Source organism: uncultured Nocardioides sp. (assembly GCF_947488025.1).
Lineage (GTDB): Bacteria > Actinomycetota > Actinomycetes > Propionibacteriales > Nocardioidaceae > Nocardioides.
On the sequence record NZ_CANKYS010000022.1, the window covers coordinates 17284 to 32364 of the forward strand.

The 15081-nt window shown below is 72.7% G+C and carries 9 protein-coding genes and 1 tRNA gene; 3 read left to right on the forward strand and 7 right to left on the reverse strand.

The window, feature by feature from the left end; genetic code table 11:
- Positions 1-19: 19 nt before the first annotated feature.
- Both Q1B24_RS21235 and Q1B24_RS21240 read right to left on the reverse strand, forming a co-directional pair.
- Entirely contained in the window at positions 20-1297 is a 1278-nt protein-coding gene (locus Q1B24_RS21235; RefSeq protein ID WP_299932726.1) for a DUF1501 domain-containing protein, read from the reverse strand.
- A 1-nt stretch (position 1298) separates the two neighbouring features.
- The gene (locus Q1B24_RS21240) at positions 1299-2699 is read right to left on the reverse strand and encodes a DUF1800 domain-containing protein (protein WP_299932729.1); all 1401 of its coding nucleotides are present in this window, start codon (positions 2697-2699) and stop codon (positions 1299-1301) included.
- A gap of 173 nt (positions 2700-2872) precedes the next feature.
- Here Q1B24_RS21240 and Q1B24_RS21245 point away from each other — a divergent pair, with 173 nt between their 5' ends.
- Complete coding sequence (locus Q1B24_RS21245) at positions 2873-3841, forward strand: GNAT family N-acetyltransferase (protein WP_299932733.1); 969 nt, start codon at positions 2873-2875, stop codon at positions 3839-3841.
- 12 nt (positions 3842-3853) lie between these two features.
- Positions 3854-3930, forward strand: a tRNA-Ile gene (locus tag Q1B24_RS21250).
- Between the two features lie 30 nt (positions 3931-3960).
- On the opposite strand, the gene Q1B24_RS21255 is transcribed toward Q1B24_RS21250, so the two are convergent.
- From Q1B24_RS21255 to Q1B24_RS21275, 5 genes are all read right to left on the reverse strand, one after another.
- Entirely contained in the window at positions 3961-5490 is a 1530-nt protein-coding gene (locus tag Q1B24_RS21255; protein WP_299932736.1) for a serine/threonine-protein kinase, read from the reverse strand.
- An 84-nt stretch (positions 5491-5574) separates the two neighbouring features.
- Positions 5575-6600, reverse strand: coding sequence for a dihydroorotate dehydrogenase-like protein (locus tag Q1B24_RS21260; RefSeq protein ID WP_299932739.1), 1026 nt, complete (start codon positions 6598-6600; stop codon positions 5575-5577).
- A gap of 3 nt (positions 6601-6603) precedes the next feature.
- On the reverse strand, positions 6604-10167 hold the full coding sequence (gene nifJ / locus Q1B24_RS21265; protein ID WP_299932742.1) for a pyruvate:ferredoxin (flavodoxin) oxidoreductase: 3564 nt from the start codon (positions 10165-10167) through the stop codon (positions 6604-6606).
- A 5-nt stretch (positions 10168-10172) separates the two neighbouring features.
- Positions 10173-11765, reverse strand: coding sequence for an NAD(P)-binding protein (locus Q1B24_RS21270; RefSeq protein WP_299932757.1), 1593 nt, complete (start codon positions 11763-11765; stop codon positions 10173-10175).
- Between the two features lie 172 nt (positions 11766-11937).
- Positions 11938-13314 (reverse strand): serine/threonine-protein kinase, encoded by a 1377-nt coding sequence (locus tag Q1B24_RS21275; protein ID WP_299932745.1) that lies wholly within the window; start codon positions 13312-13314, stop codon positions 11938-11940.
- 72 nt (positions 13315-13386) lie between these two features.
- Between Q1B24_RS21275 and tyrS the strand changes: the two genes are divergently transcribed.
- Positions 13387-14652, forward strand: coding sequence for a tyrosine--tRNA ligase (tyrS, locus tag Q1B24_RS21280; protein WP_299932748.1), 1266 nt, complete (start codon positions 13387-13389; stop codon positions 14650-14652).
- The last annotated feature ends 429 nt before the right edge of the window (positions 14653-15081 follow it).

Below are 15081 nucleotides of genomic sequence, written 5' to 3' on the forward strand. Positions count from 1 at the left end.
ATGGCACCGGGGAGGTCGATCAGGCCATCACGCCGACGGCCTGCGGGGCGAAGCCCGGGAAGACCTGCGCGACCGACACCCCGAACCGACGGGTGACGACCTCGGCGAGCACGCTGCGGTAGTCGGTGGTGACCAGCAGGTCGGCGTCGGGCGTGTCGGACAGGCCGGGCCACGAGCCGAGGTAGCGGCCACCCCGTACCCCGGCGCCGGCGACCAGCATGACGTTGCCGAAGCCGTGGTCGGTGCCGTAGTCGTCGTTCTCCCGCACCCTCCGGCCGAACTCGCTCAGCGTCACGAGGGTGACCCGCTCGGCCGCCGGACCGAGGTCGGCGAAGAACGCCGCGACCGAGGCCGCGAGGTCGCCGGCGTTGCGCCTCATGTCGCCCCACTCGAGCGTGCCGGCGTCGGTGTGCATGTCCCAGTCGCCCTGGTCGACGGTGATCACTTCTGTGCCGACGCCGGACCGCACGATGCGGGAGACGTCCGACAGCGCCCTGCCGAGCCCGCTGTCGGGGTAGGCCGTGGTGGGCGGGCCGGCCGGGGTGTCGCGGGCGGCGCCGAAGGTCTGCGCGCCCGCGATCGCGTCACGCACCGCGCGGCTCATCGGGTCGCTGCCTCGCCACGCGTGGGCGAGTGACGCCAGACGGCGACCCTCCTCGTCGGCGCCGGCGACCTTGGCCTGGTCGACCCGGTTGACGACGAAGGCCGGCTGGGCGCCGAAGAGCGAGGTCGGAGCCTGGTTGCCCATCGCCGTGCCCTGCAGCGGTGAGGTGCCGGGCAGCTCGCCGAGCAGCCGGTTGAGCCAGCCGGTGCGCTCGCGCGAGCCCGGAGCGGCGTCCTCGATCGCCTCCATCGCCGCGAAGTGCGACCGGTTGGGCGTGGCCATCCCGGTGGCGTGCACGGCAGCCAGCGTGCCGGCCTGCCACATCGGCAGCAGCGGCGCGAGCGCGGGGTGCAGGCCGAACATCGCGTCGGGTGCCAGCAGGGCCGTGTGCGGGATGGCCAGGCGCGGCCGGGCGGCGTAGTAGACGGGGTCGCCGTGCGGGACGACGAGGGACATCCCGTCGGCGGCCCCTCGCAACGAGAGCAGGACGAGCACGGACCCGCCCGGGGCGGCCAGACCGGCGGCGCTTCGCCCGGTGACGGCGAACGCCGACGGGCCCGCGCCGCTCAGCGACGGGCCGAGCGCGACGGCGCCGCCGGCGAGGGCGGTGCCGAGCAGTGCGCGCCGGCTGAGCGCCAGTCGGGCCTCGTCGTAGTCGGGGCAGCCGCAGGGACGGGTGTGGGGAGAAGTCATGTCAGCACGCCAGGTGGTCGGGGGAGTCGAGGACGGCGGCGAGCAGCCGCGGGAAGCCCCACTGGTAGAGGGCGTGGTCGCGGTCGATCTTCTCCCTGGCCTTGCAGCCGGTGGCCAGGGTCGCCGTCTGCACGAGTCGCTTGCTGGCGGGCCGGTGCAGCAGGTCGCGGCTCACCGCGTCGACGAGGTCCTCGAAGCGGACCGGCTTCTTCGCCGGCACCCAGGCGCGGGGCGCGCGGTAGCGGATGCCCTCGGCGGGCCACCACCCGCCGGCCATCGAGTAGTGCAGGTCCATCGAGCCGAGGGCGCGCGCGGGGGAGGCCCACACGTCGTCGGTGACGGGCGTGCCGTCGGGTCGCGGCCAGGCGTGCGGCGTGAGCCCCAACCGCGACGCCTGCCAGAGGATCGCGTTGGACGCGGAGTCGTTGCGGCTCGGGCGGCCGACCTCGACGCCCAGGGCGCGATAGGTGGCGACGACGTCCTCGCCCGGGTCGCGCAGCTTGTCGCCCGCGGAGGACCGGAACTCCTTGCTGGCCACCAGGGCGCGCAGCACCGGCACGATCGCGGTGTCGTTCTTCAGGTAGACCTTCGCCAGCCGCTTCACCAGCGACCGCGGCGGGTCGTCGCGCACGAACTTGGTCGTCAGCCGCTCGCAGACGTGGTGGGCGGTCAGCGGGTGGTGCGCGAGGTAGCGCAGGTACTCCCGGGTGACGTCGCGGCCGTCGGCCTTGCGGTTCTTGTGGGTGAACCCCTTGACCCGCACCTTGCCGGTGGCGTGGTCCTCCTTGACGTAGGACGCCTTCCACGACTCCCAGAGGTCGACGTGGTGGCCGGTGAGGATCCGCGCCGACGCCTTGACGTCGTCCTCGTCGTAGTTGCCCGCCCCGAGCGTGTGCAGCTCGAGCAGCTCCCTCCCGAGGTTCTCGTTGGGCGCGCGCTTGGTCGACGTCGCTGCCGACAGGAAGATCAGCATCGCCGGGTGGGTGGTGGTCGCGGCGAGCAGCTCGTCGAAGCGACCGAGCGCGTGGCGCCGGACGGTGTCGCCGTAGTTCACGCGCCAGGTGAAGTGGGCGTCGCCGCTCACCGGCACGTGCAGCATCGCCTCCCAGAACTCGGTCATCTTCTCCAGCACGGGGCGCCGCGTGCGGACGCGTCGCACGAGCAGCCAGCGACCGTAGTCCTCCATCACCTGCCAGCCGCCGCGGACCTCCTGGACCTGTCGCTGCCACAGGTCGGCCGGCCGACGGTCGAGGTCGGGCCACCACCGGCGTACGGCGTCGGCCGAGCCGTCTGCGAACGAGCCCGGCCTCGTGAGCTGCTGCTCGAACCACGCAGAGGCCCCGCCGGCACGGCGTACGTCGCGCGCGAGCGCGTCGTCGATGCCGTAGCCGAAGCGCGTCACGAGATGACGTTGCGACGGGGACAGCAGAGCAGACCGATCCTTGGCCACCGAGGTCCTCCCAGCACCCGAGCCGCTTCCGAGACGGCACACTGTCCCACGCCCGGCGCCGGACACGAAGCCGAACGCCGAATCCCGGTTGCCGCGGTGCGTGCCCGTGCGGTCGGATGGCGCCCGTGGACACCGACGTGCGCATCGAGGAGCTCGACCTGACCGACCCGGCGGCCCGGGCCACGTGGCACGAGGTGATGGAACGGGCGGTGCGGGCGGACCGGCCGCACGCGCTCGTCACCACGGCGGCCGCCTTCGAGGTCACCGCGACGTCTCCCAGCACGTTCTACGCGCGCACGTGGCTGCAGGCCGTGGTGGACGGCGAGGTCGTCGGCGTCGCCGAGCTCGAGCTGCCGCTGAGCGAGAACACCGACGTCGCCCGGACGGAGGTCCAGGTCCTGCCCACCCACCGACGCCGCGGCATCGGACGCGCCCTCTGGCAGGCCGTCGCGGAGCGCGCCCGGACCGGCGACCGCACCCGGGTCGGGGGAGAGGTGACCGTCGACGTCGCCGACCCGGGGCCGGGTCGCGCGTTCGCCGCCGCGATGGGCACGGTCGACAAGCACCGCGAGGACCACCTCGTCGCCGACCTCCCGGTGCCGGTGTCGGGCGTCGACGAGGCGTACGACGTCGTCACCTGGCGCGGCCGTTGCCCCGACGAGCACCGCGCGGCCTACCTCGCGATGCGCAACCGGATGAACGCCGACGTGCCCACCGGTGACCTCGACCTCGAGCCCGAGGTGCTCGACGACGAGCGGCTGGCCTCGTCGGAGGAGCGGCTGATGCGGGCGTACGACGTCCGGGTGGCCGCCGCCCGCCGCCGGTCGGACGGTGCCTTCGGCGGCTACTCGCTGCTGTTCGTCCCGCACGGCACCGACTACGGCTGGCAGGACGACACGCTCGTGATGCCGGAGCACCGCGGCCGTCGGCTCGGGGCCGCCCTCAAGTCCGCCAACTATGCCGACCTGCCCGACGACGTCCGGTCCGTCCACACCTGGACCGCCCCGACCAACGCCGCCATGCACCGCACCAACACGGCCCTCGGCTTCCGCGTGGTGGAGCACATGTACGAGGTCGAGGCACGCATCGCCTAGGGTGCGCCCCGAGGGGCGGTAGCTCAGTCGGTCAGAGCAGAGGACTCATAATCCTTGGGTCGTGGGTTCGAGCCCCACCCGCCCTACCAAGCAGTTCCATCCACGGCCGCGGTGCGCGGCTACCCCTCGCCGGCGATCAGGAAGCCGTCACCCTGCTGCTCGAGCTGCAGCCGGCCCTGCTCGGTCCGCGTCTGGCCGGACGCGGTGACGAAGTCGATCGTGTACGTCGTGGTGAGCGAACGCGGGTCGGGCTGGATGGCGCGCGGGGTCGCCGACTCGATCGTGCCCCAGAAGCCCGAGTAGCCCTCGAACCCACCGCTCGCGGACTGGAACTCCGGGGTGAGGAGCTCGAAGGTGGCCTCGGGGTCGGTGGTGACGCGGGAGAAGTAGTCCCGGACGAACGCGCGCATGGCGGCCGGCGTCGCGCCGGCCTCGTCCGACGGCGTGGGCTCGGACGGGCTCTCCGGCGGGCTCTCAGAAGGGCTCTCGGGCGGGCTCTCGGAGGTGGGGTCCTGAGACGGGCTCGGCTCGGTCGAGGCGCTGGGGTCGGTGGTGCCACCGGCGTCGGGCTCCTCGTCGCGCAGCCAGAGGGCCCACGTGGCGATTCCTGCGACCAGGACGAGCGCGAGCAGGGCCGCGACCCAGCCGAGGGAGCGCCCGCCAGACCTCTCCGCCGGTCCCGTGGCCGCTGGGCGGGCGGCGGCAACCGGAGCCGGCGTCGGCGTCGGAGCCGGCGTCGGCGTCGGAGCCGGCGTCGGGGTCGGGGTCGGCGTGGGCTCCGCGGGCGCCACCGGCTGCGTGGCCATCACGGCCGTGGCCTGCCCGTCGCGTCCGTGCGGCGCGGGTGCCTGCGACGGCTCGCCCCGGGCGATCCTGCGCAGGTCGTCGCGCACCCGCCCGACCGGCCAGCGCCGGGCAGGGTCCTTGTCCAGCATCACGGCGAGCAGCCCGGCGGCGGGGTGGTCGGCGGGCAGGTGGGGCGGGTCGTCGTGGACGATCTTGTACAGCCCGCCCATCAGGTTCTCCCCGACGTCGTAGGGCGGCCGTCCGACGAGCGCGTGGTACAGCGTGCCGCCGAGCGACCAGACGTCGCTCGCCGCGGTCGCAGGCGCGCCCGAGGCCACCTCGGGCGCGAGGTAGGCGGGGGAGCCGGTGATCAGGCCGGTCTGCGTCAGGACGGTGTCGCTGCTGGCCCGCGCGATGCCGAAGTCGCCGAGCTTGGCCCGGTCGTCGCTCCCCACGAAGATGTTGCTGGGCTTGACGTCGCGGTGGACGACCCCGGCCTTCCCGGCCTGGACGAGGCCGTCCGCCGCCTGGGCCAGGATGGCCGCCGCACGCCGGTCGGGGAGCGCCCCCTCGTCGGCGACCAGCTCGGCGAGCGTGCGTCCCTCGACGTGCTCCATGACGAGCCAGTAGCAGTCCTCGTCCTTGACGAGGTCGAAGATCGACACGACGTGCGGGTGGTTGATCCCCGCTGCCAGCCGAGCCTCGCGCTCGGCGCGCGACACGTCGTCCGCCGTGGTCCCGGGCAGCAGCCCGATGCGCTTGACCGCCACCCGGCGACCCAGCAGCTCGTCGTGCGCGAGGTGGACCACTCCGGCCCCACCGCGGCCGATCTCCTTCTCGAGGCGGTACCTGCCTGCGATCACGTGGCCTCCTTCCGTGGCTGACCGTCAAGGCTAGTCACCGCACGAGGAGGGCCTCACACCCGTTGGGGCCAGTCGGGCAGCCCGTCAGGCGCCCGGGACGCCGCCGTACGTCTCGCGGGCGTGCTCGAGCGCCGCCACGTAGCCCGCCCGCTCGTACGCCGACGCGTCCACGTCGCGCGGCACCGCGAGCCGGCCACGGGCCTCGTCCACCCCGGGGAAGCCCTTGCGTGCCAGCCAGTCGGTGAGGCCGTCGAGCAGGACGGACGCGTGCTCGGGCCCGTGGCGCAGCAGCGACGACGTGCTCATGACGACGTCCGCGCCGGCGAGGAGGTACGCCGCCACGTCCGCAGCGGTCTCGACCCCCGTCGACGCGGCCAGGGAGCACCCCACGTGGCCGTGCAGGACGGCGATCCAGGTCCGCGCCAGGGGTGCCTCCACCGGCGTGGAGAGGGGGAACCCCGGGCTCACGACCATGGCCTCCGGATCGACGTCGGGCTGGACGAAGCGATTGAAGAGGACGAGCCCGCGGGCTCCGGTCCGGTCCAGGCGCAACGCCAGCTCGCCGGGTGAGCTGAAATAGGGGCCGAGCTTGACCGCGACGGGGATCGACACGTTCTCCAGCACCCGCTCGAGGATCTCGACGTGGCGGTCCTCCACCTGGCGTCCGGTCGTGCGGGGGTCGCCGGGCACGAAGGTGATGTTGAGCTCGACCGCCGCCGCACCAGCCTCCTGCATCGCGTGCGCGAACAGTGACCAGCCGCCCGGGGTGCTCCCGTTGAGGCTGGCGATCACGGGCACGTCGACCGCCGCCACCGCCCGCTCGACGAGGCGGAGGTAGCGCTTCGCGCCGCCGGGCTGCGTGGCCGACGGGGACGGCGAGGGGAAGTAGGTCGCGGCCTCGCTGAAGGCGTGCTCGTGCGCCTCCACGAGCTGCAGGTCACGCAGCTGCTCGCGGTGCACCTGCTCCTCGAAGAGCGACGGCAGCACCACCGCCGCGACCCCGGCGTCGACGAGGCGACGGACGCCCGGGACGGTCGAGGCCAGCGGGGACGCGCTCGCCACGAGCGGGTTGCGCAGGGCCAGGCCGAGGTAGCGGGTCGACAGGTCCATGTCCTACCTCCGGGCGTCCGTGGCGAACCGGGCCGCGCCCCGGCCCGCCATCTCCTCGTAGGTCGCCCACCGCTGGTCGACCGCCTCCTGCGCCAGGCCCAGCAGGCGCTCTGCCTCGTCCGGGTCGGCGTCGCGGAGCATCCGGTAGCGCAGCTCCCGGTAGACGTAGTCCTCGAGCCGGATGCGCGGTCGCGGGGAGTCCAGCTGGAACGGGTTGCCGCCGCTCGCGCGCACCGTGGGGTCGTAGCGGACCAGCGGCCAGTGGCCCGACGCAACGGCCCGGTACTGCTGGTCGAGGCCGTCGCGCATCTCGATGCCGTGCGCGATGCAGTGGCTGTAGGCGATGACGAGCGAGGGACCGTCGTACGCCTCCGCCTCGCGCAGCGCCGTCAGGGTCTGGTGGGCGTCGGCGCCCATCGCCACCCGGGCGACGTAGACGTTGCCGTAGGCGATCGCCTGGAGCGCCAGGTCCTTCTTCGCCAGGTCCTTGCCGCCGGAGGCGAACTTCGCGACGGCGCCGAGCGGGGTCGCCTTGGACGCCTGCCCGCCGGTGTTGGAGTAGACCTCCGTGTCGAGGACGAGCACGTTGACGTCACGCCCACTGGCCAGGACGTGGTCCAGGCCGCCGGCGCCGATGTCGTACGCCCACCCGTCGCCACCGACGATCCACACGCTGCGCCGCAGCAGGTGGTCGGCCACGCTGCGCAGGTCCTGGGCGGCCGGACCGCTCAGTCCCTCGAGCCGCCGCCCCAGCTCGGCGACCCGTTCGCGCTGCGCCTCGAGCGCCGACTCACGGACCTGCTCGGCGCCCAGGACTGCGTCGGCGAGGTCCGCTCCGACCTCCGCGCGCAGCTCGGCCAACCGCGTACGCGCGAGCGCGGTGTGCAGGTCGGCGGCCAGCCGCAGGCCGAGGCCGAACTCGGCGTTGTCCTCGAACAACGAGTTGGACCAGGCCGGTCCACGCCCCTGGGCGTTGCGGGTCCACGGTGTGGTGGGCAGGTTGCCCCCGTAGATCGAGGAGCAGCCGGTCGCGTTGGCCACCGTCAGGCGCTCGCCGAAGAGCTGCGTCAGCACCTTGAGGTAGGGCGTCTCACCGCACCCCGAGCACGCGCCGGAGAACTCGAAGAGCGGCAGCAGGAACTGCGTGCCGCGCACGGTGCCGAAGTCGACGCGTGCCCGGTTGTTCACGGGCAGGGTCTCGAAGAAGGCGACGTCCTGCCGCGCCGGCTCCAGGATCGGCTCGAGCTCCGTGAGGTTGATCGCCCTGCGGGTCGGCTCGCCGAGCGGGCTCACCGGGCAGGCCTCGACGCACAGGGCACAGCCCGTGCAGTCCTCGGCGTAGACCTGCAGGGTGTAGCGCGCGCCGGGCAGCCCGACCGCGTTGAGGGGGGCGGACGCGAACGACTCGGGCGCGTCCTCGAGCTCGCCCTCGTCGTAGTGCTTCGAGCGGATGACGCTGTGGGGGCACACGAAGCTGCACGTCCCGCACTGGATGCAGGTCTCGGGGTCCCACTGCGCGACCAGGTCGGAGATGCGTCGCTTCTCGTACGCCGTCGTCCCGCTCGGGAAGGTGCCGTCGACCGGCAGGGCGCTGACGGGCAGGGCGTCGCCGCGGCCGGCCATCATCTCCGCGGTGACCGTGCGCACGAAGTCGGGTGCGTCCGGGGGCACGGGTGGGACCAGCGCGTGCCCGTTCGTGCGGTCGGTGGGCACCGCGACCTCGTGCAGGGCCGCCAGGGTGGCGTCGACGGCCGCCTCGTTGCGGCGGACGACCTCGGTCCCGCGCCTGGCGTACGTCGTGCGGATCGCAGCCTTGACCTTGGCGATCGCCTCGGCACGAGGGAGCACTCCCGAGATCGCGAAGAAGCAGGTCTGCAGCACGGTGTTCGTGCGCCCGGGGAGCCCCGCGTCCCGCGCGACGCGGTCGGCGTCGATCGCGAACATCCGCAGGTCCAGGTCATGGATCCGCTCCTGGACGGTGCGGGGGAGTGCGTCCCACACCTGCTCGGGCGGTCGCGGCGAGTTGAGGAGGAGCGTCGCGCCGCGTCCTGCGGAGCCGAGCACGTCGACCTTCTCCAGCAGCCCGATGTCGTGGCAGCCGACGAAGCCGGCCCGCGAGACGAGGTAGGGGGCGCGGATCTCGTGCGGCCCGAAGCGGAGGTGGCTGACCGTCACGCCGCCCGACTTCTTCGAGTCGTAGACGAAGTAGGCCTGGGCGTGCACGTCCGGGTCGGAGCCGAGGATCTTGATCGTGTTCTTGTTGGCGCCGACCGTGCCGTCGGAGCCGATGCCGTGGAAGACGGCCCGCAGCGTCTCCGGCTCCTCGATGTCGAGGTCGGCGTCCCAGGGCAGGCTGGTGCCGCCGACGTCGTCGGTGATGCCGATCGTGAAGCGCGGCCGGGGCGCGGCCGCGTCCAGCTCGGCGAGGACGCCCGCGACCATCCCGGGCGTGAACTCCTTGGACGACAGGCCGAAACGGCCGCCGATGACCAGCGGAGCCTGCTCGAGCGTGCCGGCCACGTGGGCTTCTGCGAGCGTGGCCGCGACGTCGAGGTAGAGGGGCTCGCCGTGCGAACCCGGCTCCTTGGTGCGGTCGAGCACCGCGACCCGCCTGACCGTGCGCGGCAGGGCCGCCACGAGCTCGGCCGCGGGGAAGGGGCGGTAGAGGCGCACCTGCACCACGCCGACCCGTTCGCCGGACGCGACGAGGTGACGCATGGTCTCGCGGGCCGTCTGGGCGCCGGACCCCATCAGCACCACGACGCGCTCCGCCTCCGGGTGGCCGGCGTACTCGACGACGCGGTAGGCGCGGCCGGTGTGCGTGGCCAGCTCGTCCATCGCCGCCTGCACGGCGGCGGGCGTCCGGGCGTACATCGGGTTCACCGTCTCGCGCGCCTGGAAGTAGACGTCGGGGTTCTGCGCGGTCCCGCGGATGAACGGGCGCTCCGGTGTGAGGCCCCGCGACCGGTGCTCGCGCACCAGCTCCTCCGGCACCATCGCGCGCAGCACGTCGTCGTCGAGCAGGTCGATGGTGTTCATCTCGTGGGAGGTGCGGAAGCCGTCGAAGAAGTGGATGAACGGCACCCGGGTCCGCATCGTCGCGGCCTGCGCCACCAGGGCGAGGTCGTGCGCCTCCTGCACCGACGCCGACGCGAGCAGCGCGAAACCGGTCTGGCGCACCGCCATCACGTCGGAGTGGTCACCGAAGATCGACAGCCCCTGCGCCGCGAGGGACCTGGCGGCCACGTGCAGCACCGTGGACGTCAGCTCCCCGGCGATCTTGTAGAGGTTCGGGATCATCAGCAGCAGTCCCTGCGACGCGGTGAACGTCGTGCTGAGCGCCCCACCCTGGAGGGCTCCGTGCAGCGCCCCGGCGGCGCCGCCCTCGCTCTGCATCTCGATGACGGCCGGAACCGTGCCCCACACGTTGGTCCGGCCGTGGCTCGACCACTCGTCCGCGAGCTCGGCCATCGTCGAGGACGGGGTGATCGGGTAGATGGCGCACAGCTCGTTGAGCCGGTACGCCACGCGCACCGCTGCCTCGTTGCCGTCGATCGTCGCGCGCACGGCGCTCACCCCTCCGGGACCATCTCGATGGCGTGCACCGGGCACTGTCGGAAGCAGGCGCTGCAGCCGGTGCACCGGTCGTAGTCGAACTCGTAGCGCAGGCCCTCCCCGAGCTTCACGACCGCGTCCTCCGGGCAGGCGCCGAGGCAGCCGTCGCACTCGAAGCAGTTGCCGCACGACAGGCAGCGGCCGGCCTCGAAGGCGGCCTCGTCGGGGGTCAGCCCCGCGACGACCTCGTCGAAGGCGAACACCCGCGACCCGGGGTCGAGCTCCGGCTGGCGGCGACGGTCGTGGTCGCCGAAGAACCACGGGTTGAGCAGGTCGAAGCCGGCGAGCGGGTGCTTGTCCCCGGCCGCCCACACCTCGCCCCGGAGCCAGGCGTCGATGGTGCGGGCCGCGCGCTTGCCGTGGCCCACGCCGACGGTGACGGTGCGCTCGCTCGGTACGACGTCCCCGCCGGCGAAGACGCCCGGGGCCCCCGTCATCAGCGTCGCCGGCGACACCTGGACGGTCTCGTCGACGATCTCGACGCCCGGGACCGTGCGGAGCAACGCGGTGTCGCTCTCCTGCCCGAGCGCGAGGATGAGCGTGTCCGCTGCCAGGCTCTCGAACTGCCCGGTCCCATGCGGTCGACCGTCCTCGTCGAGCTCCTGCACCTCGACCGTCAGGTCGTCCTCGCCCATGGAGGAGATCGTGCGGAGCCAGTTGATCCGGATGCCCTCCTCCTCCGCGTCCACCGCTTCCTCCTCGTGGGCCGGCATCTGGTCGCGGGTGCGCCGGTAGACGATGAGCGTGTCCTCGGCCCCGAGGCGGCGCGCCACGCGCGCGGCGTCCATGGCGGTGTTGCCGCCGCCGTAGACGGCGACCCGGCCGTGCAGCGGCTCCTGCTCGCCGGTTGACGCGTGGCGCAGGAAGCTCACCGCGTCGAGCACCCGGCCCGCGTCCTGGTGGGGGATGTCGACCCGCTTGGAGAGGTGGGCGCCGATCGCGACGAAGACGGCGTCGAAGCCCCCGGACCGGCGCTCCGCCTCGAGGTCGTCCACCCGGTGCCCCTGCTCGAGGTGCACCCCGAGGTCGGCGACGCGCTGCACCTCGGCGTCGAGCACGTCGCGAGGCAGCCGGTAGGCCGGGATGCCGTACCGCATCATGCCGCCCGGTCGCTCCCCACTGTCGCGGACCGTGACGTCGTGCCCGAGGCGCGCGAGGTGGTACGCCGCCGACAGCCCGCTGGGGCCGGAACCGACGACCAGCACCCGCCTGCCGGTGGGTTCCGGGGGAGGGGCGAACGCCCACCCGTGCTCGATCGCGAGGTCCCCGAGGTGGCGCTCGACCCCGTGGATCGACACGGCGTCGTCGAGCTCCGCGCGGTTGCAGACGCTCTCGCACGGGTGGTAGCAGACCCTGCCGTGGACGGCCGGGAACGGGTTGTCGTCGGTCAGCTGCCGCCACGCCTCCTCGGCCCGGCCCGCCTTGACGAGCGCCAGCCAGGCCTGGATGTTCTCGCCGGCGGGACACCCCGCGTTGCACGGCGGCAGCAGGTCGACGTACACGGGTCGCTGGGAGCGCACCGGCCCCCCGCGCAGCCGGCCGAGGCCCAGCGGGGCGGGTGGGGTGAGGTCACGATCGGGTCCGGGCACGGTGGGGCTCCTCCGTCAACTGCTGCCACGGTCGCGCACCGGCGAGGCCGGGCGTAGGGGCGAAAGTCCGCTGGGGCCCGGGGGAAGGTCCCGGCACCGGGGGAGCGCGGCGGCTCCGTGCGGTGACCCGGCCTCAGCCCTCCCCGGCGATGAGGAGCCTGTCGTCGAGCCGCTCGAGCTGGAGCCGGATGCGCTGGGTGGTGCGGTCGCCCGACTTCATCACGTAGTTGACTGTGTAGCCGACCGTCAGGTCCGAGGGATCGCTGGCGACCTCGGCGAGCGACGCCGACTCGACCTTGCCCCACCACCCCATGTAGCCCTCGAAGCCACCGCTGGCGTCCTGGAACTCCGGCGTCAGCTGCTCGAACGCCGCTCGCGGGTTGCTCGTCACGGTGGCGAGGTAGGAGGTGATGAACGCGTCCATCTGCTCGCGGGTGTCCTCCGCGGTGACCGGGGGACTGGTGCTCTCGGTGGGGGTGGTGGGCTGCGACGACTGCTGCGAGCGCGGCTGCGGGTCGTCGGGCAGTGCCTCGGGCGTGCCGCGCCCCGCCCAGACGTACGCCGCTGCGACGGCCGCGACCGCGAGCACCGCCGCGGCCGCGAGCCACCCCCAGCGGGCGCCGTGCCGGCGCGCGGGGGAGGACGTGGCGGGCGGCTGCACGGGCGGCAGCACCCCCGTCTCCTCCCGGACCGGGGCGGGCGCCGGGACGACGGTGGAGCGCTCGCCGCGGGCGATCCGGGCCAGCTCGTCCCGCACGCGCGGCATCGGCCAGCGCGCCTCCGTGTCGTGGTTCATCATCACCGTGAGCAGTCCGGCCATCGGGTGGTCGTCGGGCAACCGCGGCGGGTCCTCGTGGACGATCTTGTAGAGCGCGCCGATCAGGTTGTCGCCGACGTCGTAGGGCGGTTTGCCCGTGAGGGCGTGGTAGAGCGTGGCGCCGAGCGACCACACGTCGCTCGCGGTCGTGGCCGACGAGCCCGACGCCACCTCGGGAGCGAGGTAGGCGGGTGACCCGGTCACCAGCCCGGTCTGGGTGAGCGAGGGGTCGTCCTCCGACCGGGCGATCCCGAAGTCGTTGAGCTTCGCGGCGCCGTCGGCGATGAGGATGTTGCTCGGCTTGACGTCGCGGTGCACGATGCCGTGGTCGTGCGCCTCGACGAGGGCGTCGGCGGTCTGGCCCAGCAGCATCGCGGCCTCGACGGCGTCCATGGGGCCGGAGCTCCTGACCCGCTCGCTCAGCGTCTCGCCGTCGACGTACTCCATGACGAGCCAGCGCACGTCCTCTTCGTCGACGAGGTCGAAGACGGAGACCACGTGCGGGTGGTTGAGGGCCGCGGCGAGACGCGCCTCCCGTTCGGCACGCTCGAGCTCGGCGGCGTCCGACCCCGGGATCAACCCGATGCGCTTGATCGCGACCTGTCGGCCGAGGACCTCGTCGATGGCGAGGTGCACGGTGCCGGAGCCGCCGCGGCCGATCTGCCTCTCGAGCCTGTACCTGCCTGCGATCACGTACCGAACCTCCTGCGTCCTCGCCCTAGGCTAGTGCCCGCAAACCAGACCACCTCACCCCAAGGAATCCACGTGAGCAGCCCCAACGTCCTCGACGAGCTGGAGTGGCGCGGCCTCGTCGCGCACTCCACCGACCGCGACGCGCTCCGCGCTGCGCTGGGCGAGGGGAGCGTCAAGTTCTATGTGGGCTTCGACCCGACCGCCCCGAGCCTCCACATGGGCAACCTGGTCCAGCTCGCCACCGCGCGACGCCTGCAGGATGCCGGCCACACGCCCTACATCCTGGTCGGCGGCGCCACCGGCATGATCGGTGACCCACGTGATTCCGGCGAGCGCACGCTCAACACCCTCGACACGGTCAAGGAGTGGACCGAGCGGGTGCGACAGCAGGTCTCGCGCTTCGTCAGCTTCGAGGGCCACAACGCCGCGACGACGGTCAACAACTACGACTGGACCGCCTCGCTGTCGGTGATCGACTTCCTCCGCGACATCGGGAAGCACTTCCCGGTCAACCGGATGCTGGCGCGCGACACCGTCAAGCGCCGGCTCGAGTCCGGGATCAGCTACACCGAGTTCTCCTACGTGCTGCTGCAGTCGATGGACTTCCTCTCCCTGTTCCGCGAGCACGGCGTCGTGCTGCAGTTCGGCGGCTCCGACCAGTGGGGCAACATCACCGGCGGCGCCGAGCTCGTCCGCCGGGTGGAGGGGGCGCACGCCTACGCGTTCGCGACCCCCCTGATCACCAAGTCGGACGGCACGAAGTACGGCAAGACCGAGGGCGGCGCGCTCTGGCTCGACTCGGAGATGATGTCGCCCTACGCCTTCCACCAGTTCTGGCTCAACGTCGAGGACGAGAAGGTGGGCGAGCTGCTCCGGATCTTCACCTTCCTCTCGCGGGAGGAGATCGAGGAGCTCGAGCAGCAGACGGCGGACAAGCCGTTCCTGCGCGCGGGCCAGAAGCGCCTGGCCGACGAGGTGACCGCGCTGGTGCACGGCCCCGAGGAGGTCGAGCACGCCAAGGCGGCGGCCGCCGCCCTGTTCGGCGGGGGAGACCTGTCCGGCATCAAGCCCGACACCCTCGCCTCCGCGCTGAGGGAGGCCGGCGGTACGACGCTCCCCGCCGGCGAGCTGCCCGGCATCCTCGACCTGCTCGTGGTCTCCGGCCTGTCGAAGAGCAAGGGCGAGGCGCGTCGCACGGTCGCCGAGGGCGGGGCCTACCTCAACAACGTGCGGGTCGAGGACCCCGACCTGCAGCCCACCCGCTCCGACCTGGTCGCCGGGTCGTGGCTGGTCCTGCGTCGCGGCAAGAAGAAGTTCGCCGGCGTCGAGGTGGCGTGAGGACGGTGTCGGACGGGCGCTTCAAGCCCGTCCGACACCCCTCCCGCGTCGTCCCACGGGCCCCAACAGGCCTCTGACCTGCACAAACGCGAGTGTGCTCGCGGTCACAGCGTTTCGATTTGCGCGATCCGCGGGATCTGCATAATGTTCTCTTTGTCGCCAGGGAGCGGCGGGGAGCAAGACCGGTCAGGTCGGGCTCCCGGCCCCGGGCAGGACAACCCGAAGCGGTCATCGGTCACGGTGACACCACCGGGTCAGAGCGAAACAGTCGGGGATTTGCCACGACAGAAAGTCGCTCGCTAGGTTTGACCAGTTGCCTCACGCAACCGAGATCCTCACCGGATCGCGATGTGGGTGCGTCTGATTCTTGAGAACTCAACAGTGTGTTTGATTAGTCGACGAATTAGTTTGTTATGCCCCGTTGACATC

Coding starts and splice junctions, on each gene's coding strand:
- Q1B24_RS21235 (WP_299932726.1), bottom strand. CDS start 1,297: ATGACTTCTCCCCACACCCGTCCCTGCGGCTGCCCCGACTACGACGAG.
- Q1B24_RS21260 (WP_299932739.1), bottom strand. CDS start 6,600: ATGGACCTGTCGACCCGCTACCTCGGCCTGGCCCTGCGCAACCCGCTC.